The sequence below is a fragment of the Ramlibacter sp. genome, assembly GCF_036383835.1.
In the GTDB taxonomy this organism is placed as follows: domain Bacteria; phylum Pseudomonadota; class Gammaproteobacteria; order Burkholderiales; family Burkholderiaceae_C; genus Ramlibacter.
This window is the reverse complement of the sequence record NZ_DASVNN010000021.1, coordinates 1-25715: the sequence shown is the minus strand read 5'-3', so window position 1 is coordinate 25715 and position 25715 is coordinate 1. Positions and strand designations below refer to the sequence as shown.

Genomic DNA, 25715 nt, shown 5'->3' with positions numbered 1-25715 from the left:
CAGGAGCAGCATCATGACCGGCATGACAGTCCACCTCCGGCAGCGGGAGGAAGTTGCCCATGGCACGATGGCATTTCACTTCGACAAGCCTGCCGGTTTCAGCTTCAGGCCGGGCCAGGCCATCGACCTGATCCTCGCGGATCCGGCCGGCTCCGGGACGGAGAGCGCACGCCATGCGTTTTCCATCGTCAGCGCACCGCACGAGGGCGAGCTGGCGATCGCCACGCGCATGCGGAACAGCGATTTCAAGAACGCCCTGGCGCGGCTGCCCATCGGTGCGCCCGTCCAGGTCGAAGGTCCGTTCGGCTCGCTGACCCTGCACAACAAGCTGGACCGCGCTGCCGTGTTCATCGCCGGCGGCATCGGCATCACGCCTTTCATGAGCATGCTGCGGCACGCAACGAACAACGCCCTGCAGCAGCGGCTGCTCCTGCTGTATTCGAATCGGCGGCCCGAGGACAGCGCGTTCCTGTCCGAATTGCAGCGGCTGGAAGGCGAGAACCGGAACTTCCGGCTGGTGGCCACCATGACGCGATTGGGAGAGTCGCGCCTGCCGTGGAGGGGTGCAACGGGCCCGATCGACGAAGCTCTCGTGAAACGGATGGCCGCGGAGCTGGCACATCCCGTCTACTACGTCGCCGGTCCGCCGGCCATGGTGGGTGCCCTGCGGGAGACATTGGAACGTGCGGGCGTCGACGGCGACGACATCCGCAGCGAGGAGTTCTACGGCTATTGACGGGGGGATGGCCATGGCCGGCAGCGTCGGGAAGAAGACAGGCTTCGTACTCGCCGGAGGCGGCAGCTTCGGGGCCATCCAGGTGGGCATGCTGCGCGAGCTCGTGGCCTGCGGCGTGGTGCCGGACCTGGTCGTCGGCGCCTCGGTCGGCGCCCTGAACGGCATCTCCTTCTGCTGCGATCCCACTCCCGACGGCGTGGCACACCTGGAGGCGGTCTGGTGCGGGCTGCGGCGCAGCGACGTGTTTCCCCTGTCGCCGCGCCACCTGCTCGGCGTCTTCACTGGAGCGGCCTCGTTCATCGATCCGAGCGGGCTGCGCGGCCTGGTTGCGCGCCACCTTTCCCGGCAGCAGCTGGAAGACACCGTCATCCCGGTGCACGTCGTGGCGACCGACCTGCTCACGGGTGCTTCGGTGCTGCTCTCGTCCGGCGCCGCCGACGACGCCGTCCTGGCCAGCTGCGCGATTCCCGGCGCCTTCCCGCCGGTGCGCATCGGTGACCGCTACCTGATCGACGGCGCCGTCGCCAGCAACACGCCGGTGATGGCGGCGCTGGCGCTCGGGTGCACGCGCCTGGTGGTCCTGCCCACCGGGTTCGCATGCGCCCTGAGTACGGCGCCGACGGGAGCGCTCGCGAGTGCTTTCCACGCACTGAACCTGCTGGTCGCCCGACAGCTGGTACGCGACCTGGAGCAGCTGTCCGGCCTCGTCGAAGTCGCGACGGTGCCCCCTTTGTGCCCGCTCGAAGTCTCCGCCTACGACTTCTCCCGCGCACACGAGCTGATCGAGCGCGCCGCGCAGGGCACGCGGCGCTGGCTCGAAAGCGGAGGACTCGAGCAGCAGCGCATTCCGGGCGCGCTCCGCCCGCACGTCGACGATCCGCGGGTTGCCGAAGCCTGCGATGCATCGGAGCAAGCGGTAGTCCCGCATTCGTGAAGCGAATGCGGCGAAAAGGCCGCAGGACGGTTGGATGGAAATGACGCGCGCCACCTGGCTGCAACAACTGTCTGCTTCATTGATCCTCCTTTCCGACGAGGCACGCGATCTCGAAGGCGATTGGGTCTCCTTCAAATTGAGGAGGATCGATCGATTGACGAACACTACTGCAGTCCAACTTGGACCAACATGCTTGCGCGCGCGGGGTTCCGCCACGCGCGCAGGTGACGCTCTGCGTCAGACGAGAAGCACGGAGAAAACGAATGCAGGAACAGTTCTGGCGCGACGGCTACACGGTGGTGAAGGGCCTCTTCACTCGCGAAGAGGTCCAGAGGTGGCGTCAACGCGCGCTTGAACGGAATAGCAAAGCCGACCTGCTGTCCGATCCCGTCCTTTCCGAGGTGGTCCTGCATCCTGGCCTGCTGCACGTAATCCGCGAGATCCTTGGAGGGCAGCCCCTGTACTTCTGCAATTCCTACTCCGTGGTGGGAATCGACAGGATTGGCGGCTTTCACAAGGACAACTCAGACCGTTACGTGGCTGCCGCGCCAGACTGGCAAACGGATCGATACCCAGTGATCCAGTTTTGTCTCTATTGCCAACCTCACGGAGAGCTCCCGGAAGGACTGGATATTCTGGAGGGCTCGCACTTCTTTCCGAACTACAGAGTCGGCACACATGTCTCACCCGCTGTCGAGATCGGGGACGTGGTCGTGTTCAATTCGCGCACCAGTCATAGTGCGAACAGTTTCATCCTCAGAGGGCTGAATTACCGGGTCCGGCCCAACGGTCTGCTCTGGCGGCTGCTGGTCCGCCTGCCGCGGCCGGTTGCCGAAGCGATTCGTCAGAAGCACCCGCAGCAGCGCGTCATGATAGGAGGCGTGTACGGGTTGGATCATCCGCTGACTCACCGACAGATCGAATATCTGAACCAACGAATTTTTGGCGCCGATTGTGTGCGAGCATCGAGCTGGAGCTCCGAGATTCGCAAGCTAGCTACAGAGCGCGGCCTGAAGCTTGTCCCCCCAGAAGATCGGCGAATCCGTGACGTCACACATGAGCAGCATTTCGAGATGCCGTACTAGGCTCCCCTGTGCGGTTGCGGCAAGGTCTCTGCCTACCTTCGCTTCTGTGCGAGCGAGACGGGCTGCTTCTGGAGTCCACTTGTGGAATTCACCGATTACATGCTTTGGAAGCTAGTCATCGTTGCGGTGGCGGCGTTCATTGCCGGGTTAATGGGTTGGCTTCGCTAAACCCAAGCAGCCCCGCACTCCACCGGCTCGAACGGGGGCTGGAAATGAAAGACAAAACGCCACCCGGAGGTGGCGTTTTTCAAATTGGTGGGTGATGCAGGGTTTGAACCTGCGACCCCTGCCGTGTGAAGGCAGTGCTCTACCGCTGAGCTAATCACCCGTTGCCGTTTGGCAAGACCGCGATTATGCCACAGCTGAAATGGGCGCCTGACGCCACACTGTCTTGCCGCCCGAGGCCTTGTCCAACTGCTTGAGGACTTCCTCGTGCGCGGCGGCCTCCTGGTCGTTCGCGAGCAGCACGGGCAGCGTGAACTGGCGCAGGTCGACGCGCGTGACGATCGCACCCACCGCGCCGGCGTCCGAGTCGTCGATCAGGAGCGCGTCCTGGCCGCGCGTCATGTTGATGTAGACGTCGGCCAGCAGTTCCGCGTCCAGCAGCGCGCCGTGCAGCGTGCGGCCGGAGTTGTCCACCTCCAGGCGGTCGCACAGCGCGTCGAGGCTGTTGCGCTTGCCGGGGAACATCTCCTTGGCCATGGCCAGGCTGTCGATCACCTTCGCCACGTGCCCCGTGAAGGGCTTGCGCTTCAGGAGATCGAGTTCCTTGTTCAGGAAGCCGATGTCGAAGGCGGCGTTGTGGATGATGATCTCGGCGCCCGCGCAGTACTCCATCAGTTCGTCGGCGATGACGGCGAACTTGGGCTTGTCGCGCAGGAACTCGTTGCTGATGCCGTGGACCTTGAGGGCGTCCTCGTGCGAGTCGCGCTCGGGGTTCAGGTACCAATGCTTGTTGTTGCCGGTGAGCTTGCGCGCGACCAGTTCGACGCAGCCGATCTCGATGATGCGGTCGCCGCCTTCTGCGGACAAACCCGTGGTTTCGGTGTCGAGGACGATCTGGCGCATCGCCGGGATTATGCTTGAGCGCATGTTCGACCTCACCGACAGGATCGCCCTCGTCACCGGGGGCAATGGCGGCATCGGCCTCGGGATGGCACGGGGCCTGGGACAGGCCGGCGCGACGGTGATCGTCGTCGGCCGGAACGCGGAAAAATCCGCGGCGGCGTTGCGCGAACTGCAGTCGCTGGGCGTGCGCGCCGAGTCGCTCGCCTGCGACGTGACCGACGAAGCCGCGGTGCAGGACCTGTTCGCCCAGGTACGCGCGAGGCATGGCCGCCTCGACATCCTCGTGAACAACGCGGGGAGCACGGTGCGCAAGCTGCCGCAGGACTTCACGCTGGCCGAATGGCACCAGGTGATGGACGTGAACCTCACGAGCATGTTCCTGTGCTGCCGCGCGGCGCATCCGCTGATGCTGGAGGCAGGCGCGGGCAAGATCGTCAACATCGCCTCGATCCTGTCGATCTTCGGCGCCCCCTACGCGCCGGCCTACTGCGCGAGCAAGGGCGGGATCGTGCAGTTCACCAAGTCGATCGCGCTGGCCTGGGCCAAGGACAACATCCAGGCCAATGCGGTGCTGCCCGGATGGATCGATACCGACCTCACCGTGGGGGCGCGGGCGCAGGTCGCGGGACTGAACGAGCGCGTTCTGGCGCGCACGCCGGCGGCACGGTGGGGCCGGCCGGAGGACCTGGCGGGTATCGCGGTGTTCCTCGCCAGCAGGGCGAGCGATTTCGTCACCGGGACGGCGATCCCGGTGGATGGAGGGTATTCGGTGGCTTGAGCCACCCAAGCCGTCATTCCCGCGAAGGCGGGAACCCAGGGCATTGAAAAAGCGGCCTGCGGCCGCTTTCCCCCGGAAGCCCTGGCTCCCCGCCTGCGCGGGGATGACCGAAGACTCAGTGCTTCTCTTTCGCGTGGTTGATGGAGTACTTCGGGATCTCCACCACCAGGTCCTTGTGGTCCAGGATCGCCTGGCACGACAGCCGCGAATTCGGCTCGAGCCCCCACGCCCGATCGAGCAGGTCTTCCTCGTTTTCGTCCATCTCGTTGAGCGAGGGGAACCCTTCGCGGACGATCACGTGGCAGGTGGTGCACGCGCAGCTCATGTCGCAGGCGTGCTCGATCTCGATGCCGTTGTCCAGCAGCGCCTCGCAGATCGAGGTGCCCGCAGGCGCTTTCACTTCCGCGCCGTTCGGGGCGTACTCGGGATGGGGCAGGATCTTGATGACGGGCATGGGATCAGATGGCTTCGAGATTCTTGCCGGCCAGGGCCTTGCGGATGCCCTCGTTCATGCGCTGCGCGGCGAAGGCTTCCGTGCCCTTGGCGAGCGCCTGGACGGCAGCTTCGACGACGGCGGCATCCTCGCTGTGCTTCACGGTCTCGCGCAGGCTCGCCACGAGCTGCTCGATGGCGCGGCGCTCTTCCGGCTCCAGGAGGTCGCCGTCGGCATCCAGCGCGCTCTGCGTGGCCAGCAGCATGCGTTCGGAATCGACGCGGGCCTCGGTCAGCGCCCTCGCCTTCATGTCCGCTTCGGCGGTGGCGAAGCTTTCCCTCAGCATCTTCGCGATCTGCTCGTCGGACAGTCCATAGGACGGCTTCACGGCGATCTGCGCCTCGACGCCGGTGCTCTGCTCGCGCGCCGACACCTTCAGCAGGCCGTCGGCATCGACGGTGAAGGTCACGCGGATGCGCGCCGCGCCCGCCGCCATCGGGGGGATGCCGCGCAGCTCGAAGCGCGCCAGGCTGCGGCAGTCGGCCACCAGGTCGCGCTCGCCCTGCACCACGTGGATCGCCATCGCGGTCTGGCCGTCCTTGAAGGTGGTGAAGTCCTGCGCCTTGGCGGTCGGGATGGTCTCGTTGCGCGGCACGATGCGCTCGACCAGCCCGCCCATGGTCTCGATGCCCAGCGACAGCGGGATGACGTCCAGCAGCAGCAGGTCGCCTTGCGGGTTGTTGCCGGCGAGCTGGTTGGCCTGGATCGCGGCGCCCAGGGCCACGACCTCGTCGGGGTTCAGATTGACCAGCGGATCGCGGCCGAAGAACTCCGCGACGGCGCGGCGCACCTGCGGCATGCGGGTGGAACCGCCCACCAGCACCACGCCCTGCACTTCGTCCTTCGCCAGCTTCGCGTCGCGCAAGGCCTTGCGCACCGCGCCCATGGTGCGGGCCGTGAGGTCGCGCGTTTCCAGCTCGAAGTCGTTGCGCGACACGCGCACTTCGACCGAGCGGCCACCCAATTGCACCGGCACGGTGATGGCCTCCTCGTCCGACAGGCGCTCCTTCACCTGGCGCGCCAGCATCTTGATCGTGGCCTTTTCCGCGGGCGTCTCGGCCTGCAGGCTGGCGCGATGCAGCAGCCAGTCGGCCAGCGCGCGGTCGTAGTCGTCGCCGCCCAGGGCGGAATCGCCGCCGGTGGACACCACTTCGAATACGCCCTGCGACAGGCGCAGGATGGAGATGTCGAAGGTGCCGCCGCCGAGGTCGTACACCGCGTAGATGCCTTCGCTGCCGTTGTCCAGGCCGTAGGCGATCGCGGCGGCGGTGGGCTCGTTGATCAGGCGCAGCACGTTCAGGCCCGCAAGCTGCGCGGCATCCTTGGTGGCCTGGCGCTGCGCTTCGTCGAAATAGGCGGGGACGGTGATCACCGCGCCGTACAGGTCGTCGTTGAAGGTGTCCTCGGCGCGGTAGCGCAGCGTGGCGAGGATCTCGGCGCTGACTTCCACCGGGGACTTCTCGCCTTCGCGCGTGTGCAGCGTGACCATGCCGGGATGTTCGGCGAAGCGGTACGGCAGCTTCTCGCGGTTGGCGATGTCCGCCAGGCCGCGGCCCATGAAGCGCTTCACCGAAGCGATGGCGTTTTCGGGGTCCTCGGCCTGCGCGGCCTGCGCGTCGTGGCCGATCTGGCGGCGGCCCTCGCCGAGGTAGCGCACCACGGAGGGCAGGAGCACGCGGCCATCGCCATCGGGAAGGCATTCGGAGACGCCGTTGCGCACGGCAGCCACCAGCGAATGCGTCGTGCCGAGGTCGATGCCGACGGCGATGCGGCGCTGGTGGGGGTCCGGCGAGGCGCCGGGTTCGGAAATCTGCAGCAGGGACATGGTCAGCCCGCTATTGTCCCAGCTGTGCGAGCCGGGACTCGATGTCGTGCGCAAAGCGCTCGATGAACATGAGGGCTCTCACCTGCTGCGCCGCGGCGGGAGGGTCCGCCTCCAGGTCCAGCAGCTGGCCGATCTGCGCCAGCATCTCGCGCCGGCGCTGCGTGACGCGCTCCGACAGCTCCTCGAGCTCGTCTTCCGCCTGCGCTTCGTCCAATGCCTCGCGCCACTCGATCTGCTCCATGAGGAAGTCGGGCGGCATGGCGGTGTTGCTGTGGGCTTCGATCGGCGCGCCGAGCAGCTCGCAGAGGTAGCTGGCCCGCTTCAGCGGGTCCTTCAGGCGCTGGTAGGCCTCGTTGATGCGCACGGACCACTGCAGCGCCGCCCGCTGGGCGCTGGCGCCCTGGGCGGCAAACCTGTCCGGATGCGCTTCGCGCTGCAGCTGTTTCCATCGCTCGGCTATCGCTCCCTGGTCCTGGGCGAACCGCTGAGGCAGGCCGAACAACTCGAAATCGCTGTAGTGCAGGTTCACCGGCTCAGACGCGGAAAGACTCTCCGCAGCCGCAGCGGTCGCGTTCGTTCGGGTTGTTGAACCGGAAGCCCTCGTTGAGGCCCTCGCGCACGAAATCGAGTTCGGTGCCGTCGATGTAGGCCAGGCTCTTCGGGTCCACCAGCAGCTTCACGCCGTGGTTCTCGAACACGATGTCCTCCGGCGCCACTTCGTCGACGTACTCGAGCTTGTACGCGAGGCCCGAGCAGCCCGTGGTCTTGACGCCGAGGCGCACGCCCACGCCCTTGCCGCGCTTGGCAAGGTAGCGGTTGACGTGCCGCGCCGCGGCTTCGGTCAGCGTCACAGTCATCGCTCGGTCAGGCCTCCTGCGCGGCGCCGGCGGCGGCCGCGACGGGGTGCTTCTTCTTGTAGTCCTCGACGGCCGCCTTGATGGCGTCCTCGGCGAGGATCGAGCAGTGGATCTTCACCGGCGGCAGCGCGAGCTCCTCGGCGATCTGCGCGTTCTTGATCGATGCGGCCTCGTCCAGCGTCTTGCCCTTGACCCACTCGGTCACGAGCGAGCTGGAAGCGATGGCGGAACCGCAGCCGTAGGTCTTGAAGCGCGCGTCCTCGATCACGCCGGTGGACGGGTTCACCTTGATCTGCAGCTTCATCACGTCGCCGCAGGCGGGCGCACCCACCATGCCGGTGCCGACCGACTCGTCGCCCTTGGCGAAAGAACCGACGTTGCGCGGGTTCTCGTAGTGCTCGACGACTTTCTGCGAATAGGCCATGTCTGTACTCCTGGATCTCTCTTGTCTCTTAGTGGGCGGTCCACTGGATCGTGCTGATGTCGATGCCGTCCTGGTACATCTCCCACAGCGGGCTCAGCTCGCGCAGCTTCGTGACGTTCTGCTTGATCGTCGTGATCGCGTAGTCGATTTCTTCTTCGGTCGTGAAGCGGCCGATCGTCATGCGCAGGCTGCTGTGCGCCAGTTCGTCGCTGCGGCCCAGGGCGCGCAGCACGTAGCTGGGCTCCAGCGAAGCCGAGGTGCAAGCGGATCCGGAAGACACCGCCAGGCCCTTGATGCCCATGATCAGCGACTCGCCCTCGACGAAGTTGAAGCTCATGTTCAGGTTGTGCGGCACCCGGTGCTCCAGGTTGCCGTTGATGAACACCTGCTCCACGTCCTTCAGGCCACTGAGCAGCCGTTGCTGCAGCTTGCGGGCGTGGTCCAGGTCCTTGTGCATCTCTTCCTTGGCGAGGCGGAAGGCCTCGCCCATGCCCACGATCTGGTGCGTGGGCAGCGTGCCCGAACGCATGCCGCGCTCGTGACCGCCGCCGTGCATCTGCGCTTCCAGGCGCACGCGCGGCTTGCGGCGCACGTACAGCGCGCCGATGCCCTTGGGACCGTAGGTCTTGTGGGAAGCCAGGCTCATCAGGTCGACCGGCAGCTTCGTCACGTCGATGTCGACCTTGCCCGTGGCCTGCGCGGCATCGACGTGGAACAGAACGCCCTTCTCGCGGCAGATCGCGCCGAGCGCCGGGATGTCCTGGATCACGCCGATCTCGTTGTTCACGAACATGACCGAGGCCAGGATGGTGTCCGGGCGGATGGCCGCCTTGAACGCCTCCAGGTCCAGCATGCCGTCTTCCTGCACCTCGAGGTAGGTCACCTCGAAGCCCTGGCGCTCCAGCTCCCGCATGGTGTCGAGCACGGCCTTGTGCTCGGTCTTCACCGTGATCAGGTGCTTGCCCTTGGTCTTGTAGAAGTGGGCCGCCCCCTTGAGCGCGAGGTTGTTGGACTCGGTCGCGCCGGAGGTCCAGACGATCTCGCGCGGGTCGGCCCCGATCAGGTCGGCCACCTGCTGGCGCGCCTTCTCCACGGCTTCCTCGGCCTCCCAGCCCCAGGCGTGGCTGCGCGAAGCCGGGTTGCCGAAGTGCTCGCGCAACCAGGGGATCATGGCGTCGACCACGCGGGGGTCGACCGGCGTCGTCGCGCCGTAGTCCATGTAGATCGGGAAATGGGGCGTCATGTCCATTGCTGGCGTTCTTCTGCTGGCAGGCGTTGCGTTATTGCTTGGCGAAGGTATTGCCCAGCGCGAACACCGAGTTCGGCGCGTTCACGCGAATGGGCTTGACCACCGGCGCGCTGGAGATCGCGCGCTTGGTCTGCGGCTTGTCCTCGATCTGCACGCCCTTGGCGAGCTGGTCGTCCACCAGCTTCTGCAGGGTGATCGAATCCAGGAACTCCACCATGCGCTGGTTCAGCGCGGCCCACAGCTCGTGCGTCATGCAGCGGCCGCCGTCGCCCTGGCAGTTTTCCTTGCCACCGCACTGGGTGGCGTCGATCGGTTCGTCGACGGACACGATGATGTCGGCCACGGTGATCTCCGCAGCCTTGCGGCCCAGCGTGTAGCCGCCGCCCGGGCCCCGGGTGGACTCGACGAGTTCGTGCCGGCGCAACTTGCCGAAAAGCTGCTCCAGGTACGACAGCGAGATCTGCTGGCGCTGGCTGATCGCCGCCAGGGTGACGGGACCATTGTTCTGGCGCAGCGCCAGATCGATCATCGCGGTGACCGCAAAGCGGCCTTTGGTAGTGAGACGCATCGCTAGCTCCTTTTGCTGGCTTGCTGTTCCTTTGCCTGCCGGGCACCCTGCCACGACAGGCCGTCTCCACCCATGCTCCGGCTTGGTTGCCGGCCCTCGGCCGGCAACCTCGCGCCGGCGGTTCTTGACTTTCTCTTGGGTTCCTGACTGTTTCGGTCAAGTATACCAGAAAACCCCAGTGCCTCTCTCGGGTACTCAGGTTTTTCTGCGGTGCACCATTGTCTCAGATGCCGGCCTCGCGGCGGATGTGCCGCAACAGGCCTTCGCTCGCGGCCTCGATGTGATCGAGCACGGTCTCGAAGCCCTGCTTCCCGCCGTAGTACGGATCGGCCACCACGTCGCTGAGTCCCTCCGGGGCGAACTCCATCAATCGCCTGAGCTTATGCCTGTGTTCGGGCGGGCACGCCTCTTCCAGCAGGGAGAGGTTTTCCCAATCCATCGCCAGCAGCAGGTCGAAGCGCTCGAAGTCCGGGGCCGCGACCTGCCGCGCGCGCAGCTGGGACAGGTCGTACCCGCGGAGGCTCGCGTGATGCTTGCTGCGCTCGTCCGGCGGTGAACCAACGTGGTAGCCGTGCGTGCCGGCCGAGTCGATGTGGATGCGGTCCGCGAGGCCGGCTTCGCGGACGACGTGACGGAACACGCCCTCGGCCGTGGGGCTGCGGCAGATGTTGCCCATGCAGCAGAACAAGACAGCAAAGCGTTTCATGCTCTGGATTCCCGCCTTCGCGGGAATGACGAAGTCTATTTCTTCTTCGCAGCGTCGATCGGCACGACATTGTCGTGCGCGGACCCGCCGAAGGCCTGTTCCTTGAGCAACGCGAGCTGGTCGCGCACCCGCGCGGCCTTCTCGAACTCGAGATTGCGGGCGTGCTCCAGCATCTGCTTTTCCAGCTGCTTGATCTTCCTGGAGATGTCCTTCTCGGACATGTCCTCGACCATCGCGCGCTGCAGTTCCTGCTTCTCCTGTTCCTTGCTCGCCTTCTCGCTGTAGACGCCGTCGATCAGGTCGCGGATCTGCTTCTGGATGCTGCGCGGCGTGATGCCGTGCGCCTCGTTGTGCGCGACCTGCTTGGCCCGGCGGCGCTCCGTCTCGTCGATGGCCCTCTTCATCGAGTCGGTCATCCGGTCCGCGTACAGGATCGCCTTGCCGTTCAGGTTGCGCGCGGCGCGGCCGATCGTCTGGATCAGGGAGCGCTCGGCGCGCAGGAAGCCTTCCTTGTCGGCGTCCAGGATCGCCACCAGCGACACCTCGGGGATGTCCAGGCCCTCGCGCAGCAGGTTGATGCCCACCAGCACGTCGAACTGGCCCAGCCGCAGGTCGCGGATGATCTCCACCCGCTCCACGGTGTCGATGTCGCTGTGCAGGTAGCGCACCTTCACGCCGTTCTCGCTGAGGTAGTCGGTGAGCTGTTCCGCCATGCGCTTGGTGAGCGTCGTGACCAGCACGCGCTCGCTCTTGTCCGCCCGCAGGCGGATCTCCTGCAGCACGTCGTCGACCTGGTGGGTGGCCGGCCGCACTTCCACCTCGGGGTCGATCAGGCCGGTGGGACGCACCAGCTGCTCCACCACGTTGCCCGCGTGCGTCTTCTCGTAGTCCGCCGGTGTCGCCGAGACGAAGACCACCTGGCGCATGCGCGTCTCGAATTCCGCGAACTTCAGCGGCCGGTTGTCCATCGCGGAGGGCAGCCGGAAGCCGTACTCCACCAGGGTCTCCTTGCGCGCGCGGTCGCCGGCGTACATGCCATTGAGCTGGCCGATCATCTGGTGGCTCTCGTCCAGGAACATCATCGCGTCCTTGGGCAGGTAGTCCGTCAGCGTCGACGGCGGCGCTCCCGGCGGCGCGCCGGACAGGTGCCGCGTGTAGTTCTCGATGCCCTTGCAGTGCCCCAGTTCGGCGAGCATCTCCAGGTCGAATCGGGTGCGCTGTTCGAGCCGCTGCGCCTCCACCAGCTTGCCCTGCGACACGAAGAAGTCGAGCCGGTCCTTCAGTTCCAGCTTGATCGACTCCACCGCGGACACGACCTTCTCGCGCGGCGTCACGTAGTGGCTGGACGGATAGACCGTGAAGCGCGGCACCTTCTGCCGGATGCGGCCGGTGAGCGGGTCGAACAGCTGCAGCGTCTCGATCTCGTCGTCGAACAGCTCGACGCGGATCGCGAGCTCGCTGTGTTCCGCCGGGAAGATGTCGATCGTGTCGCCGCGCACGCGGAAGGTGCCGCGGGAGAAGTCCTGCTCGTTGCGGTTGTACTGCATCCGAATGAGCTGGCCGATGACGTCGCGCTGGCCGATCTTGTCGCCCACCCGCACGATGAAACGCATCTGCGTGTAGTCCTCGGGGGCGCCGATGCCGTAGATGGCGGACACGGTGGCCACGATCACGGTGTCGCGCCGCTCCAGCACGCTCTTGGTGGCCGACAGCCGCATCTGCTCGATGTGCTCGTTGATCGAGCTGTCCTTCTCGATGAACAGGTCGCGCTGCGGGACGTAGGCTTCCGGCTGGTAGTAGTCGTAGTAGCTCACGAAGTACTCCACCGCGTTCTTCGGGAAGAACTCGCGGAACTCGGAGTACAGCTGCGCCGCCAGCGTCTTGTTCGGCGCGAATACGATCGCGGGCCGGCCCAGCCGAGCGATCACGTTGGCCATGGTGTAGGTCTTGCCGGAGCCCGTCACGCCCAGGAGGGTCTGGAAGACCTCGCCGTCGTTCACCCCTTCGACCAGCTTCTCGATGGCCTGCGGCTGGTCGCCGGCGGGCGGATAGGGTTCGAACAGCTCGAACGGGGAATCGGGAAAGGTGACGAACCGGCCCTTTTTTTCGTCCTGCTGGGCCTCGCCGGCCTCGGGAATTGCGCTCATTCGGGAAAGTACTGAAATCGACCCATTAAAATTGCGGGCAGCCGGCCAGAGTACAACAGGCCGGGAGTTCTTGCCACCGCATCCCAAGGAACCCCATGTCTCTCTTCAACGCCGTCGAAATGGCGCCCCGTGACCCGATCCTGGGTCTCACCGAGCAGTTCGTTGCCGATACCAACCCGAAGAAGGTGAACCTCGGCGTCGGCGTCTACTACGACGACAACGGCAAGCTGCCGCTGCTGGAGTGCGTGCAGAAGGCCGAAGAGAAGATGATGGCGGCCCACGCAGCGCGCGGCTACCTGCCCATCGACGGCATCGCGGCATACGACGCGGCCATCAAGACACTGGTATTTGGGGCCGAATCCGAGCCCGTCAAGGCCGGCCGCGTCGCGACCGTGCAGGCCCTGGGCGGCACCGGCGGCCTGAAGATCGGCGCCGACTTCCTGCACAAGCTCAACCCCAAGGCCAAGGCCCTGATCAGCGACCCGAGCTGGGAAAACCACCGCGGCATCTTCCGCGACGCCGGCTTCGAGGTCGGCACGTACCCGTACTACGACGCCGAGAAGCGCGGCATCGACTTCGATGCCATGCTGACCGCGCTGAACGCCGCGGCCGCCGGCACCGTCGTCGTGCTGCATGCCTGCTGCCACAACCCCACCGGCTACGACATGACCCCGGCGCAATGGGACCAGGTGGTGGCCGCCGTGAAGGCGCGCAAGCTGGTCGCCTTCCTCGACATGGCCTACCAGGGCTTCGCGCAGGGCATCGCCGAAGACGGCCTGGCCGTGCAGAAGTTCGTGGCTTCCGGCGAGGACTTCTTCGTCTCCACATCCTTCTCCAAGAGCCTGAGCCTCTACGGCGAGCGCGTCGGCGCCCTGTCGGTGCTGTGCCAGAACAAGGAAGAAGCGACCCGCGTGCTGTCGCAGCTGAAGATCGTGATCCGTACCAACTACAGCAACCCGCCCACGCACGGCGGCCAGGTCGCGGCCACCATCCTCAACACGCCGGAACTGCGCGCCCTGTGGGAAAAGGAACTGGCCGCGATGCGCATCCGCATCAAGGAAATGCGCCTGGCCCTGGTGGAAAAGCTCAAGGCCAAGGGCGTGAAGCGCGACTTCGGCTTCATCGCCCAGCAGGTCGGCATGTTCAGCTACTCGGGCCTGAACAAGGACCAGATGCTCCGGCTGCGCAACGAGTTCGGCGTGTACGGCATCGAGAGCGGCCGCATCTGCGTGGCGGCGCTGAACAGCAAGAACATCGACTACGTGGTCGAGTCGATTTCGAAGGTGGTTTAAGACCCGTCACCCCCGCGCAGGCGGGGGCCCAGGGCATCGGAGGAAGCGGCCACTGGCCGCTTTTTTCATCCCCACACCACCGACCGCATCGAGATCGACCCCGACTGGAAGCGGTCGTTGAAGAAGCGCATCTTCTCCCCGGCCTCCACCGCTCCGGCCGCATGCAGCAGCGGCAGGTAGTGGTCATAGGTCGGATGCGCCATCTGCGCCACCGATCCGAGCTTCTGGAAATCGACGAGCTCCTTCAAGGCGCCCTGCTCGATCGCTTTCGCGATCACCGCATCGAACTGGTACGCCCAGTCATAGGCCTGCATGGGTCCCGCTTCGCGCCGCGTGGCCTGCAGGTTGTGCACGATGTTGCCGCTGCCCACGATCAGCACGCCGCGATCGCGCAGCGCCCGCAATTGCCGTCCCAGCGCGAAGTGCTCCGCCGGCGGCCGCGAATAGTCCATGCTGAGCTGCAGCACGGGGATGTCCGCCGCCGGGAACATCGGCTTGAGCACCGACCAGGTGCCGTGGTCGTAACCCCATTCCTTCTTGTCCAGCCGCACTTCGGGCTCGGCGATCCCGGCGGCGATCTGCCGGGCCACGGCCGGTGCGCCGGGGGCCGCGAACTGCTGCGCGAACAGCTCCTTGGGGAAACCGCCGAAGTCGTGGATCGTCCTGGGCTCCTGCATGCCGGTGAGGTACCAGCCCTTGGTGAACCAATGCGCCGACACGCACAGGACGAGCTGCGGTCTCGGCAGGGTTCGCCCGAACTCCGCCCCGAGCGCCTGCCAGGCGCGCCGGAACTCGTTGTCCGTGATGGCGTTCATCGGGCTGCCGTGCCCCACGAAGAGCACCGGCATGCGCGGGCTCTTCGCCAGCGATTGCAGCCCGGCCGCCGCCGCTGCCGATTCCATGAGGGGCATTCCCCCCGCGATCGCCGCGCCCGCGGCGGCGATCCAGTTGCGCCTGTTCAACGTTTCTTCCTCTACTGTCCCGGACGAGCTTGTAGGAGCCTGACGAACGGTCCAGGATCCCACTCATCCGTAGTTTTACCTTGTGCGGCCTTGTTCCGCCACTGGTATATTGCACTGCAACAACAGGACTCCCCATGCTCTACCAGATCTACGAGGCACAGCGCTCCCTGATGGAGCCCTTTGCCGATTTTGCGCAGGCGGCGTCCAAGCTTTACAGCAATCCGATCTCGCCCTTCGGGCAGAACCCGTTCGCGCAGCGCATGGCGGCCGCGTACGACCTGATCTATCGCCTCGGCAAGGACTACGAGAAGCCCGAGTTCGGCATCAACACCCTGTCCATCGACGGCGTCGACATCGCGATCCACGAGAAGGTCGAGATCGACAAGCCCTTCTGCGAGCTGCGGCGCTTCAAGCGCTTCTCCGACGATTCCGACACCCTCAACAGGCTCAAGGGCCAGCCGGCCGTGCTGATCGTCGCGCCGCTGTCGGGCCACTACGCCACGCTGCTGCGCGACACCGTGCGCGCGATGCTGCGCGACCACAAGGTCTACATCACCGACTGGCGCAACGCCCGCATGGTGCCGCTGGAAGCGGGGCCCTTCCACCTCGACGACTACGTCAACTACGTGCAGGAGTTCATCCGCCACCTCCAGGCGCAGTACGGCAACTGCCACGTGATCAGCGTGTGCCAGCCGACCGTGCCGGTGCTCGCCGCGGTGTCGCTGATGGCCTCGCGCGGCGAGACCACGCCGCTGACGATGACCATGATGGGCGGCCCGATCGACGCCCGCAAATCGCCGACCGCGGTGAACAACCTGGCGATGAACAAGAGCTACGAATGGTTCGAGAACAACGTGATCTACCGCGTTCCGACCAGTTTCCCGGGCGCCGGCCGCCGCGTGTACCCCGGCTTCATGCAGCACTCCGGCTTCGTGGCGATGAACCCCGACCGGCACCTCTCGAGCCACTACGACTACTTCAAGCACCTGATCGTCGGCGACGAGGCCAGCGCGGAAGCGCACCGCAAGTTCTACGACGAATACAACGCGGTGCTCGACATGGACGCGGACTACTACCTCGAGACCATCGAGGTGGTGTTCCAGGAGTTCCGGCTGGTGCACGGCACCTGGGACGTGCGCAATGCCGAAGGCAAGCTCGAGCGCGTGCGTCCCGAGGACATCGCGACGACGGCGCACTTCACCATCGAAGGCGAGCTGGACGACATCTCCGGCGCCGGCCAGACCGAGGCCGCGCACCACCTGTGCTTCAACGTGCCCAAGGCGCGCCAGAAGCACCTGGAGGTGAAGGGCGCGGGCCACTACGGCATCTTCAGCGGCCGCCGCTGGCGCGAGGTGGTGTACCCGCAGGTGCGCGACTTCATCCTGAAATTCAACGAGCCGGCCGCCGGCGAAGGCAAGCCGGCGCGCAAGGCGGCCGTGGCCGCGGCGCGCAAGGCTCCGGTCCAGGCGCGGGCCACCAGCACGGCACGCGCCCGCCGCAAGTGAACGCGCTGGCGGCGCGGCTGCACGCCGCCCTGCCCCAGACCCAGTGCACGCGCTGCGGCTATCCGGATTGCGCCGGCTACGCCGAGGCGATCGCGAGCGGGGACGCGGAGATCAACCAATGCCCGCCGGGCGGCGCGCAGGGCATCGTGCGGCTCGCGCAGATCGGCGGACGCACGGCCTTGCCCCTGAACCCGGAGAACGGCGTCGAAGGTCCGCGCCAGATGGCGGTGATCGACGAGAACTGGTGCATCGGCTGCACGCTGTGCCTGGAGGCCTGTCCCACCGACGCGATCCTCGGCGGCAACAAGCGCATGCACACCGTGATCGAGCCCTACTGCACCGGCTGCGAGCTGTGCGTGCCGGTCTGCCCGGTCGACTGCATCACGCTGGAGAACATCACCGGCGAGCGGACCGGCTGGGACGCCTGGTCGCAGCAACAGGCCGACGAGGCCCTTGCGCGCTACGAGACGCGACAGGCGCGCAAGGTGCGTGAAGAAGCCGAGCACGCGGAGCGCATGGAAGCGAAGGCGCGCGCCAAGCTCGCTGACCTGCCAGCGCTCACCAAGAACGCCGAAGGCGAGGAGCTCGCGCGCAAGAAGGCGGTGATCGAGGCGGCGCTGGCGCGCGCGCGGGCGAAACGCGCCGGGTCCTAGCCGGCAGCCGGATCCGCGGGCTCGAACAGCTCCACCAGGTTGCCCGAAGGGTCCTCCAGCAGGATCTGACGTCCGCCGGGACCGGACACGATGTCGTTGCGGAACTTGACGCCGGCCTTCCTCAGGGTTGCCACGTCGGCGTCCAGGCGCGCGGTCTTCACGATGATCCGGTTCCATCCGCCGGGCGCGGGCCGCGTGCCATCGGGCATCGGCTGCGATCCGCCGCCGGGCCCGTGCGGCGGGCTCAGCACCACCTGCAGGTTCTCGCGCTCGAGGATCGCGAAGTACGGGCCCGACTGGGCCTGCGCCCGGAACCCCAGGTGCTGCGTGTAGAAGGCGATCGCCGCATCGACGTCGTCGACGATGTATCGAACCATCAGGGCATCCAGCTTCACGATGCACTCCTTCGAGCGGCAAAAGGTACCATGACCCGCATGTGCCGCAACATCAAGACCCTCTTCAATTTCGAGCCGCCGGCGACCGAGCTCGAGATCCGCGATGCGTCCCTGCAGTTCGTGCGCAAGCTCAGCGGCTTCAGCGTGCCGTCGAAAGCCAACGCGGAAGCCTTCGATCGGGCCGTCGAGGAAGTGGCAGGCTCGGCGAGGCGGCTCATGGAGGCACTGGTCACGCAGGCGCCGCCGCGCAACCGTGAAGTCGAGGCCGCCAAGGCGAAGGCGAAAACGGCGATCCGCTTCGCCGTCGAACGCTAACCCAGGACGTCGTTCACCTGCTCGTTGAACTCCGCCTCGTTGAGCGCCGCGCCGATCTCGCGCGGCAGCGCGTCGCGGATCGAGAACACGCCGAGGATCTTGCGGTCGGCGTCCACGATGGGCAGGTGGCGGAAGCCGCGCTCCAGCATGATCAGCACGGCGTCCGACACCTTCGTCTCCGGCGGCACGCACTGCGGATGCGGCGTCATCACCTGCGCCAGCGTCGTCAGCTTCGGGTCGAGCGCACGCGCCAGCACGCGCGTCATCAGGTCGCGCTCGGTGACGATGCCGGCCAGCTTGTCCGGCGGCTCCATCACCAGGATGCTGCCGCAATTGGCCCGCGTCATCGCGCAGGCGGCCTCCCACACGTTGGCGTGCGGGCCCAGGCTCAGCACGTGCCGCTTGGGAATGGACTGGAAGACGGTGCGTTCGGCCATGGCATCCTCCTCTCGAGGTGTACTGCAAGGCACAGGCAGCCCGGCACGAAGGGGCCGCGTTGCGAAGGTCAGCGCAGGGACGCGTTGATCCTGTCCAGCACGGAACCGCCGGGACAAAGCTCCGGCGCCTCCAGCGTGTTGAGCGCCCGCGCGGTGGTGTTCAGCGCGGTATGCAGGTCGGTGGCGAGCGGGTCCACGTACAGCAGCCCGGTTGCGATTTCACCACGTGCCTGGTGGGCCTGCATGAAAGCCATGGCGGCATAACGGTCAGTCGGATCGTAGTCCGGATGCAGGCTGCGCAGCCGCAGCAGCGCGCCGTCGTGCTGGCGCACGTCCACCACTTCGCCGGGCGCGGCCTCGGCCGTGATCTCCTCGCGTCCGGTGATGAAGTCGATGCGGCTCACCGCCTCGTTGTGCTCGCGCACGTAGTCGTAGCTCTTGGTGCTGCCCGGGTGGTTGTTGAAGGCCACGCAGGGACTGATCACGTCGATGAAGGCCGCGCCGCCATGCGTCATCGCGCCCTTGATCAGCGGCACCAGCTGCGCCTTGTTGCCCGAGAAGCCGCGGGCCACGTAGGTCGCGCCGAGCTGCAGCGCCATCGCCACCAGGTCCACCGGGCTGTCGCTGTTGACCACGCCCTTCTTGCTCTTGGAGCCGCTGTCGGCGGTGGCCGAGAACTGGCCCTTGGTGAGGCCGTACACGCCGTTGTTCTCGACGATGTAGGCCATGTTGACGCCGCGCCGGATGGCATGCGCGAACTGACCGAGGCCGATCGACGCCGAATCGCCGTCGCCCGACACGCCCAGGTACAGCAGGTCGCGGTTGGCGAGGTTCGCTCCGGTGAGCACCGAGGGCATGCGGCCGTGCACGGTGTTGAAGCCGTGCGAGGCGCCCAGGAAGTAGTCGGGCGTCTTGGAACTGCAACCGATGCCGGACAGCTTGGCCACGCGGTGCGGCTCGATGTCCAGCTCCCAGCAGGCCTGGATGATCGCCGCCGAGATCGAGTCGTGGCCGCAGCCGGCGCACAGCGTCGAGATCTTGCCCTCGTAGTCGCGGCGCGTGTAGCCGACGCGGTTCTTCTCCAGCGTCGGATGATGCAGCGGCGGCTTGGCGATGTAGGTCATCCGACGTTCTCCCGCGCAGCCACGTGCGCGCCGATGGCTTCGGTGATGAAGCGGGCGGTGATGGGCGTGCCGTCGTAGTGCAGCACCTTCACCAGCCGGTCCGGCCCGAACTCCAGCTCGTTGATCAGGAGCGTGCGCATCTGCGCGTCGCGGTTCTGTTCGACCACGAACACCCGCTCGTGGCGCGCGATGAATTCCGCCACGCTGTCGGGGAAGGGATAGGCGCGCAGCCGCATCGCGTCGAGGTGGATGCCTTCGGCGGCGAGCACCTCCAGCGCTTCCTGCATCGCCGGGCTGGTCGAGCCGAAGTAGAGGACGCCCAGCGGCGTTTCGACATTCGCGCGGCGCACCAGCGGCTGCGGCACCAGGCCGGCCGCCGTGCGGAATTTCCGCAGCAGCCTTTCCATGTTGTAGACGTAGTCCGGCCCGCGCTCGGAATAGCGGGCGTACGGGTCGCGCGTGGTGCCGCGCGTGAAATAGGAGCCCTTGGTGGGGTGCGTTCCCGGCAGAGTGCGCCAGGGCACGCCGTCGCCGTCGACGTCCTTGTAGCGGCCGAAGTCCTTGCCCGCCTCCAGTTCCGCCGCGCTCATCACCTTGCCGCGGTCGTAGGGCACGGCGTCCTTCCACTCGAAAGGCTCGCACAGCCGCTGGTTCATGCCGATGTCGAGGTCGGTCATCACGAACACCGGCGTCTGCAGGCGGTCGGCGAGGTCGAGCGCGCGCGCCGCGTGCTCGAAGCACTCGTGCGGGTCCTCCGGGAACAGCAGCACGTGCTTGGTGTCGCCGTGCGAGGCATGCGCGCAGGCCAGGATGTCCGCCTGCTGGGTGCGTGTCGGCATGCCGGTGGAAGGCCCGCCGCGCTGCACGTTGATGATGGTCACCGGGATCTCGGCGAAGTACGCCAGGCCGATGAACTCGGTCATCAGCGAGATGCCCGGGCCCGACGTCGCGGTGAAGGCGCGCGCGCCGTTCCACCCTGCCCCCACCACCATGCCGATGGAGGCGATCTCGTCTTCCGCCTGCACGATCGCGTAGCGGTTCTGGCCGGTGTCGGGATCGACCCGCAGCCGGCCGCAATAGCGCTGGAAGGCTTCGGCGACCGAGGACGACGGCGTGATCGGGTACCAGGCCGCGACCGTCGCGCCGCCGTAGACGCAGCCCAAAGCCGCCGCACTGTTGCCGTCGACGAAGATGCGTCGGCCCACGCGATCGGCGCGGCGCACGCGGATGCCCAGCGGATGCTGCAGGTGCTCCTGCGCGAATTCGCGCCCCAGCTGGAGCGCCTGCACGTTGGACGCCAGCAGCTTCTCCTTGCCCTTGTACTGCTCGCCGAACAGCTTCTCGATCTCCGCCGGGTCGATCTCCAGCAGCACCGACAGCGCGCCCACGTACACGATGTTCTTGAACAGCTGGCGCTGGCGCGGATCGGAATAGACCGCGTTGCAGATCTCGGTGAGCGGCATGCCGATCACGTTGATATCGGGCCGGAACGCCGCGGGCGGCAAGGGCCGCGTGTTGTCGTAGAAGAGGTAGCCGCCCGGCGACAGCTCCGCGACGTCGCCGTCCCAGGTCTGCGGGTTCATCGCCACCATCATGTCGACGCCGCCGCGGCGTCCGAGCCAGCCCTGCTCGTTGACCCGCACCTCGTACCACGTGGGCAGGCCCTGGATGTTGCTGGGGAAGATGTTGCGCGGGCTCACCGGCACGCCCATGCGCAGGATGGCCTTGGCGAACAGCTCGTTGGCGGAGGCCGAACCGGAGCCGTTGACGTTCGCAAACTTGACGACGAAGTCGTTGACGGCTTCGATGCGGTTCATGCTGCAACCTCCGCAGACCGGTGCGACGCGTGATCGCGGCAGCCCCCGCCCGCCATCGCCGACTTGAACAGGAACTTCTGCATGTCCCAGGCGCCGGTGGGGCAGCGCTCGGCGCAGAGGCCGCAGTGCAGGCAGACGTCCTCGTCCTTCACCATCACGCGTCCCGTTTTCAGTTCGCCGGAAACATAGAGGTCCTGCGCGAGATTGAGCGCAGGCGCCTTCAGCCGCTGCCGCAAGTCGGGCTCCTCGCCGTCGGCCGTGAAGCTGATGCAGTCCATCGGGCAGATGTCCACGCAGGCGTCGCATTCGATGCAGGTGTTCTGGTTGAACACCGTCTGCACGTCGCAGTTGAGGCAGCGCTGCGCTTCGCGCAAGGCGGTGGGCACGTCGAAGCCCAGCTCGACTTCCACGCGGATGCTGGCCAGCGCCTTTTCGGCCTGGGCCCAGGGCACCTTGAAGCGGGCGTCGAGCGAGGTGGCGTTGTCGTAGCTCCACTCGTGGATGCCCATCTTCTGCGACATCAGGTTGACGGTGGGCGCGGGCCGCGCCCGTGCATCGCCGCCGTGCAGCAGGAGGTCGATCGAGATCGCCGCCTCGTGGCCATGGGCCACCGCGGTGATGATGTTCTTGGGGCCCAGCGCTGCGTCGCCGCCGAACAGCACGTTGGGCACCGTGGACTGGAAGGTCACCGCATCCAGCTGCGGCAGCCCCCAGCGGTCGAAGGCGATGCCGCAGTCGCGCTCGATCCACGGGAAGGCGTTTTCCTGGCCGACGGCGATCAGCACCTCGTCGCAGGGGAAGAAGGGATCGGGCTCGCCGGTGGGCACCAGCGTGCGGCGGCCCTGCGCGTCGTACTCGGCCCGCACCACCTCGAAGCGCATGCCGGCCAGACGCCCGCCCTCGTGCACGAAAGCCTTGGGCACGTGGAAATTGAGGATCGGGATGCCTTCGTGCATGGCATCCTCCTTCTCCCAGGGCGAGGCCTTCATCTCCTCGAAGCCGCTGCGCACGATCACCTTCACGTCGGTGCCGCCCAGGCGCCGTGCCGAACGGCAGCAGTCCATCGCCGTGTTGCCGCCGCCGAGCACGATGACGCGCTTGCCGACGGAGGTGACGTGGCCGAAGGACACAGAAGCCAGCCAGTCGATGCCGATGTGGACCTGCGCCGCGGCTTCGCGCCGGCCGGGGATCTCGAGGTCGCGCCCGCGCGGCGCGCCGCAGCCCACGAAGATGGCATCGTAGCCCTGCCCCATCAGCGACTTCATCGAATCGATGCGCTGGTCGCCGGCGAACCGGACGCCGAGCTCCAGGATGTAGCCGGTCTCCTCGTCGATCACTTCCTCCGGCAGGCGAAACCGTGGCACCTGCGTGCGCATGAAGCCGCCGGGCTTGCGCTCGCCGTCGAAGATCGTCACCTCGTAGCCCAGCGGGGCGAGGTCGCGCGCCACGGTGAGCGAAGCCGGTCCAGCGCCGATGCACGCGATGCGCTTGCCGTTCTTGTGCGGGGCGGGCTGCGGCAGGCGGTGGCGGATGTCTTCTTTCATGTCGGCCGCCACGCGCTTCAGGCGGCAGATCGCGACCGGTTCCGGATCTCCCGTGTTGCTCTGCTCCACCCGCCCGCGGCGGCAGGCTGGCTCGCAGGGGCGGTCGCAAGTGCGGCCGAGGATGCCGGGGAACACGTTGGAGACCCAGTTGACCATGTAGGCGTCGCCGTAGCGGCCCTGGGCGATCAGGCGGATGTACTCGGGCACCGGGGTGTGCGCGGGGCACGCCCACTGGCAGTCCACCACCTTGTGGAAGTACGCCGGGTTGGCGATGTTCGTCGGCAGCAAGAAGGCCTCCTGAACGGGCGGCCCCGGATGCGGGGCCGCGGTCCAGTCTACGCCTCGACCGGCGCGGCTGCCTACTCGGTGGATTCCACTAGCGCGAGGACTTGGCGGGCGCAGCCGATGCGCGCCGCGCCAGCGGCCGTCAGGCGAGCTCGCCGGGGATCGAGACGCGCTGCGGCTTGCCGCTGCGCGTGAGCCACCGGGCCGCGAACGCGAGCCCTTCCAGCGGCTCGCCGAACAGCGTGCCCTGCGCCCGGTCCCAGCCGTGCTTGCGCACGAAGTCGAGCTTGCGCGGCGTGTCGATCCCGCAGGCGACGGAAGAGAGGCGCAACCGCTTCGCGAGGTCGTTGATGCCAAGCAGCATGGCCTGCTGGAATCCGTCGCGCTCCACGTCGTCGAACAGCGAGCCGTCGACTTTCAGTTCGTCGTACGGCAGGCGCCGCAGATCGCCCACGGTGCCGCAGGCGCCGAAGCGATCCAGCGCCAGGTGCACGCCCTTCTTGCGCAGGGCGACCAGGGCCGATGCGTCCTTGGGTGATGGCGCGGCCAGGTTCCCGAGCTGCTGCAACTGCAGGTGCAGCAGCTGCGGCTCGATGCCCGAGGAGGTCGCGGCCTGCACCAGGTGCACGAGGTCGCGCACCTGCATGTGCGCCAGGGAGGCCTTCAGTCCCAGCGGCACGGGCTGCAATCCCGCGGCACGCCAGTTGCGGATGTGCTTGCGGGCCTGCTCCACCATCCATTCCGTGAGCGTGACGTCCATCTCGGACCGCCCCGCAAGGTCCATCAGCTCGTCGCCGGCGATCACGCGGCCCGAGGCGTGGCGCCACGCGACGATCGTCTGCGCCTCCGCCAGCCGGCCGCTCGCCAGGTCGACCACCGGTGCGTACAGCAGTTCGATCTGGTCCCGGCGCACGGCGTGACGCAGCTCGGCGCTCAGGTCGAGGCGGCGTTGCGCCAGTTCGCCGAAGTCCGGCGCGTAGAACTCGTAGCGATGGGCTCCTGCCTCCTTCGCCTGCCGCAGGGCGACGCTCGCGTGGCGGAGCAAGGTCTCGGGGTCGTCCCCGTCCCGCGGGAACACCGACACGCCGATGCTGCAGGTCACGAACAGCTCGGGCCGGCCGTGCGGATGGAGGGTCGCCGTGCCGTCTTCGAGCACCTTGTTGATGAAGGCGGCGGTGCTGTGCCCCCCTTCCATGTGGGGAACGAGGATCGCGAACTCGTCGCCATCCATGCGGAACAGCATGGGGTCGTGCCGTTCGGAACTCAGCTCGCCGCCCGCTTCCGTCTGCACGCAGCTGCCGAGGCGCTTGGCGATCCGCTGCAGCAGCTGGTCGCCCACGCCCTGGCCCAGCGCGTCGTTCACGTCGGCGAGCCCGTCGGCGCCGACCAGCAGCAGCGCGCCAGCGCTGGATTCGGCGAGCACGTTGGCGGCAGCCTGGCGGTAGGCCGCCCTGGTGGACAGCCCGGTCAGCACGTCGTGCTGGCCCAGGTATTCGCGATAGGCGTGCGCCGCGAGAAGGTTGCGGACGCGCAGCGCGAGCTCCGATGCGGCCACGGGACATTCGAGGCAATCCGCGGCGCCACTTGCCAGGGAGCGCTGCATGGCCTGCGGGTGGCCGGTCGCGTCGAGCACCACGGTGGGCACGTGGCGGAGCACGGGATCCTCCCGCAACGCCGAAAGGACGGTCATGCCGGCGAGGACCGGGGCTCGCATGACGAGCACGATCAGGCAGGGCGCCTCGCGCCGGACCGCGGCCAGCGCTTCCACCGGATCGTGGACGTGTGCCAGGCAGCGATAGCCGAGCGCGCCGAGGAAGCTGCTCGCGGCGTCCAGGTCGGGGCCGCGGTTGTCCAGGAGCAAGAGGGGGGAGTCCGCAAGCACCGAGGCAGAGCGATGGGCCCAGGGCATGTCGTCGGGCGACAGCGCCCGCGATTCCGCGTCGGACAGGGAGGACCATCCCGCCTGCAGCAGCGGCACGTCCACGGGCGCCGCGCCTTCGTGCTCGATGCCGCCCCGCCGCAGACCCTCCATCACCGGATGTGCCCCCTTCATTCCCGCGCGCACCCCTTGTTACATCCAGATCATTGTCGGGCTCGGACGAGAGGACACGCGCGCCAACCTCCCGGCGGCACCCGGGATGGAACCAACGGCGGCGAATGTGCGCTAATCGCGTGCCGCGAGGGCGTCGAAGGCGCGAACGACTTCCGGCGGAGCCTGCACCAGCTCGATCAGCACGCCCTCGCCACCCACCGGGAAGTCCTCGTTGCCCCTGGGATGGACGAAGCAGATGTCGAAGCCGGCCGCACCCTTGCGAATGCCTCCGGGCGCGAAGCGCAGGCCCTGCGCCGACAGCCATTCCACGGCCTTGGGCAGGTCGTCGATCCAGAGGCCCACATGGTTCAGCGGCGTGGCGTGCACCGCCGGCTTCTTCTCCGGGTCCAGCGGCTGCATCAGGTCCACTTCCACCCTCAGCGGCCCCTGCCCCATGGCGCAGATGTCCTCGTCGACGTTCTCG

The 25715-nt window shown here is 67.1% G+C and carries 26 protein-coding genes and 1 tRNA gene; 8 read left to right on the top strand and 19 right to left on the bottom strand.

Annotation, left to right across the window (positions count from 1 at the left end; genetic code table 11):
* The first annotated feature begins 13 nt into the window (after window positions 1-13).
* The 3 genes from VF522_RS04230 to VF522_RS04220 all read left to right on the top strand — a co-directional run bounded on the left by VF522_RS04230 (window position 14) and on the right by VF522_RS04220 (window position 2755).
* On the top strand, window positions 14-736 hold the full coding sequence (locus VF522_RS04230; RefSeq protein WP_330906978.1) for an FAD-dependent oxidoreductase: 723 nt from the start codon (window positions 14-16) through the stop codon (window positions 734-736).
* Window positions 737-749: 13 nt separating this feature from the next.
* Window positions 750-1670, top strand: a complete 921-nt coding sequence (locus tag VF522_RS04225) for a patatin-like phospholipase family protein (RefSeq protein WP_330906977.1) — start codon at window positions 750-752, stop codon at window positions 1668-1670.
* Between the two features lie 263 nt (window positions 1671-1933).
* Window positions 1934-2755, top strand: coding sequence for a hypothetical protein (locus VF522_RS04220; RefSeq protein ID WP_330906976.1), 822 nt, complete (start codon window positions 1934-1936; stop codon window positions 2753-2755).
* A 253-nt stretch (window positions 2756-3008) separates the two neighbouring features.
* Here VF522_RS04220 and VF522_RS04215 read toward each other — a convergent pair.
* Window positions 3009-3083: transfer RNA gene (locus tag VF522_RS04215), tRNA-Val, on the bottom strand.
* Between the two features lie 23 nt (window positions 3084-3106).
* The gene (dnaQ, locus tag VF522_RS04210; protein ID WP_330906975.1) at window positions 3107-3823 is read right to left on the bottom strand and encodes a DNA polymerase III subunit epsilon; all 717 of its coding nucleotides are present in this window, start codon (window positions 3821-3823) and stop codon (window positions 3107-3109) included.
* A gap of 22 nt (window positions 3824-3845) precedes the next feature.
* Here dnaQ and VF522_RS04205 point away from each other — a divergent pair, with 22 nt between their 5' ends.
* Window positions 3846-4601: a glucose 1-dehydrogenase gene (locus tag VF522_RS04205; RefSeq protein ID WP_330906974.1), complete on the top strand. Its 756-nt coding sequence runs from the start codon at window positions 3846-3848 to the stop codon at window positions 4599-4601.
* A 115-nt stretch (window positions 4602-4716) separates the two neighbouring features.
* Here VF522_RS04205 and fdx read toward each other — a convergent pair whose 3' ends face one another.
* From fdx to uvrB, 9 genes are all read right to left on the bottom strand, one after another.
* Window positions 4717-5055: an ISC system 2Fe-2S type ferredoxin gene (gene fdx, locus VF522_RS04200; protein ID WP_330906973.1), complete on the bottom strand. Its 339-nt coding sequence runs from the start codon at window positions 5053-5055 to the stop codon at window positions 4717-4719.
* Window positions 5056-5059: 4 nt separating this feature from the next.
* Window positions 5060-6919 carry a Fe-S protein assembly chaperone HscA gene (hscA, locus tag VF522_RS04195; RefSeq protein ID WP_330906972.1) on the bottom strand — a complete coding sequence of 620 codons (1860 nt, stop codon included), beginning with the start codon at window positions 6917-6919 and terminating at the stop codon, window positions 5060-5062.
* 10 nt (window positions 6920-6929) lie between these two features.
* Entirely contained in the window at window positions 6930-7448 is a 519-nt protein-coding gene (hscB, locus tag VF522_RS04190) for a Fe-S protein assembly co-chaperone HscB (protein ID WP_330906970.1), read from the bottom strand.
* 4 nt (window positions 7449-7452) lie between these two features.
* Window positions 7453-7776 carry an iron-sulfur cluster assembly protein IscA gene (iscA, locus tag VF522_RS04185; RefSeq protein WP_330906969.1) on the bottom strand — a complete coding sequence of 108 codons (324 nt, stop codon included), beginning with the start codon at window positions 7774-7776 and terminating at the stop codon, window positions 7453-7455.
* A 7-nt stretch (window positions 7777-7783) separates the two neighbouring features.
* Complete coding sequence (iscU, locus tag VF522_RS04180) at window positions 7784-8200, bottom strand: Fe-S cluster assembly scaffold IscU (RefSeq protein ID WP_330906968.1); 417 nt, start codon at window positions 8198-8200, stop codon at window positions 7784-7786.
* A gap of 28 nt (window positions 8201-8228) precedes the next feature.
* Window positions 8229-9449: an IscS subfamily cysteine desulfurase gene (locus tag VF522_RS04175; RefSeq protein ID WP_330906967.1), complete on the bottom strand. Its 1221-nt coding sequence runs from the start codon at window positions 9447-9449 to the stop codon at window positions 8229-8231.
* A gap of 31 nt (window positions 9450-9480) precedes the next feature.
* The gene (gene iscR, locus VF522_RS04170; protein WP_330906966.1) at window positions 9481-10017 is read right to left on the bottom strand and encodes a Fe-S cluster assembly transcriptional regulator IscR; all 537 of its coding nucleotides are present in this window, start codon (window positions 10015-10017) and stop codon (window positions 9481-9483) included.
* A 223-nt stretch (window positions 10018-10240) separates the two neighbouring features.
* Complete coding sequence (locus VF522_RS04165) at window positions 10241-10723, bottom strand: low molecular weight protein-tyrosine-phosphatase (protein WP_330906965.1); 483 nt, start codon at window positions 10721-10723, stop codon at window positions 10241-10243.
* 35 nt (window positions 10724-10758) lie between these two features.
* A complete protein-coding gene (gene uvrB / locus VF522_RS04160) occupies window positions 10759-12870 on the bottom strand; it encodes an excinuclease ABC subunit UvrB (protein WP_330906963.1) in 2112 nt (703 codons plus the stop codon).
* A 95-nt stretch (window positions 12871-12965) separates the two neighbouring features.
* Between uvrB and VF522_RS04155 the strand changes: the two genes are divergently transcribed.
* On the top strand, window positions 12966-14162 hold the full coding sequence (locus tag VF522_RS04155; protein WP_330906962.1) for an amino acid aminotransferase: 1197 nt from the start codon (window positions 12966-12968) through the stop codon (window positions 14160-14162).
* Between the two features lie 65 nt (window positions 14163-14227).
* On the opposite strand, the gene ygiD is transcribed toward VF522_RS04155, so the two are convergent.
* Complete coding sequence (ygiD, locus tag VF522_RS04150; protein ID WP_330907016.1) at window positions 14228-15073, bottom strand: 4,5-DOPA dioxygenase extradiol; 846 nt, start codon at window positions 15071-15073, stop codon at window positions 14228-14230.
* 185 nt (window positions 15074-15258) lie between these two features.
* On the opposite strand from ygiD, the gene VF522_RS04145 reads away from it, so the two are divergent.
* Together VF522_RS04145 and rsxB are read left to right on the top strand one after the other, a co-directional pair.
* Entirely contained in the window at window positions 15259-16629 is a 1371-nt protein-coding gene (locus VF522_RS04145) for a polyhydroxyalkanoate depolymerase (protein WP_330906961.1), read from the top strand.
* The gene (gene rsxB, locus VF522_RS04140; RefSeq protein WP_330906960.1) at window positions 16626-17282 is read left to right on the top strand and encodes an electron transport complex subunit RsxB; all 657 of its coding nucleotides are present in this window, start codon (window positions 16626-16628) and stop codon (window positions 17280-17282) included. The genes VF522_RS04145 and rsxB overlap by 4 nt, the downstream gene beginning before the upstream one ends.
* Here the strand turns inward: rsxB and VF522_RS04135 are convergent.
* Window positions 17279-17677 carry a VOC family protein gene (locus VF522_RS04135; protein WP_330906959.1) on the bottom strand — a complete coding sequence of 133 codons (399 nt, stop codon included), beginning with the start codon at window positions 17675-17677 and terminating at the stop codon, window positions 17279-17281. The two genes, rsxB and VF522_RS04135, sit on opposite strands and share 4 nt — an antisense overlap.
* A 39-nt stretch (window positions 17678-17716) precedes the next feature.
* Here VF522_RS04135 and VF522_RS04130 point away from each other — a divergent pair, with 39 nt between their 5' ends.
* Window positions 17717-17992 (top strand): DUF2277 domain-containing protein, encoded by a 276-nt coding sequence (locus tag VF522_RS04130; RefSeq protein ID WP_330906958.1) that lies wholly within the window; start codon window positions 17717-17719, stop codon window positions 17990-17992.
* On the opposite strand, the gene VF522_RS04125 is transcribed toward VF522_RS04130, so the two are convergent.
* The 6 genes from VF522_RS04125 to VF522_RS04100 form a co-directional block, all read right to left on the bottom strand.
* Window positions 17989-18429, bottom strand: coding sequence for a cyclic nucleotide-binding/CBS domain-containing protein (locus VF522_RS04125; RefSeq protein WP_330906957.1), 441 nt, complete (start codon window positions 18427-18429; stop codon window positions 17989-17991). The two genes, VF522_RS04130 and VF522_RS04125, sit on opposite strands and share 4 nt — an antisense overlap.
* 68 nt (window positions 18430-18497) lie before the next feature.
* Window positions 18498-19553: a 2-oxoacid:ferredoxin oxidoreductase subunit beta gene (locus VF522_RS04120; protein ID WP_330906956.1), complete on the bottom strand. Its 1056-nt coding sequence runs from the start codon at window positions 19551-19553 to the stop codon at window positions 18498-18500.
* On the bottom strand, window positions 19550-21370 hold the full coding sequence (locus tag VF522_RS04115; protein ID WP_330906955.1) for a 2-oxoacid:acceptor oxidoreductase subunit alpha: 1821 nt from the start codon (window positions 21368-21370) through the stop codon (window positions 19550-19552). The genes VF522_RS04120 and VF522_RS04115 overlap by 4 nt, the downstream gene beginning before the upstream one ends.
* Window positions 21367-23202: an FAD-dependent oxidoreductase gene (locus VF522_RS04110; RefSeq protein ID WP_330906954.1), complete on the bottom strand. Its 1836-nt coding sequence runs from the start codon at window positions 23200-23202 to the stop codon at window positions 21367-21369. The genes VF522_RS04115 and VF522_RS04110 overlap by 4 nt, the downstream gene beginning before the upstream one ends.
* Window positions 23203-23341: 139 nt before the next feature.
* Complete coding sequence (locus tag VF522_RS04105; RefSeq protein ID WP_330906953.1) at window positions 23342-25231, bottom strand: EAL domain-containing protein; 1890 nt, start codon at window positions 25229-25231, stop codon at window positions 23342-23344.
* 132 nt (window positions 25232-25363) lie between these two features.
* Window positions 25364-25715, bottom strand: a 352-nt coding sequence (locus VF522_RS04100) for a VOC family protein (RefSeq protein ID WP_330906952.1), incomplete at its 5' end; no start/stop codon positions are given.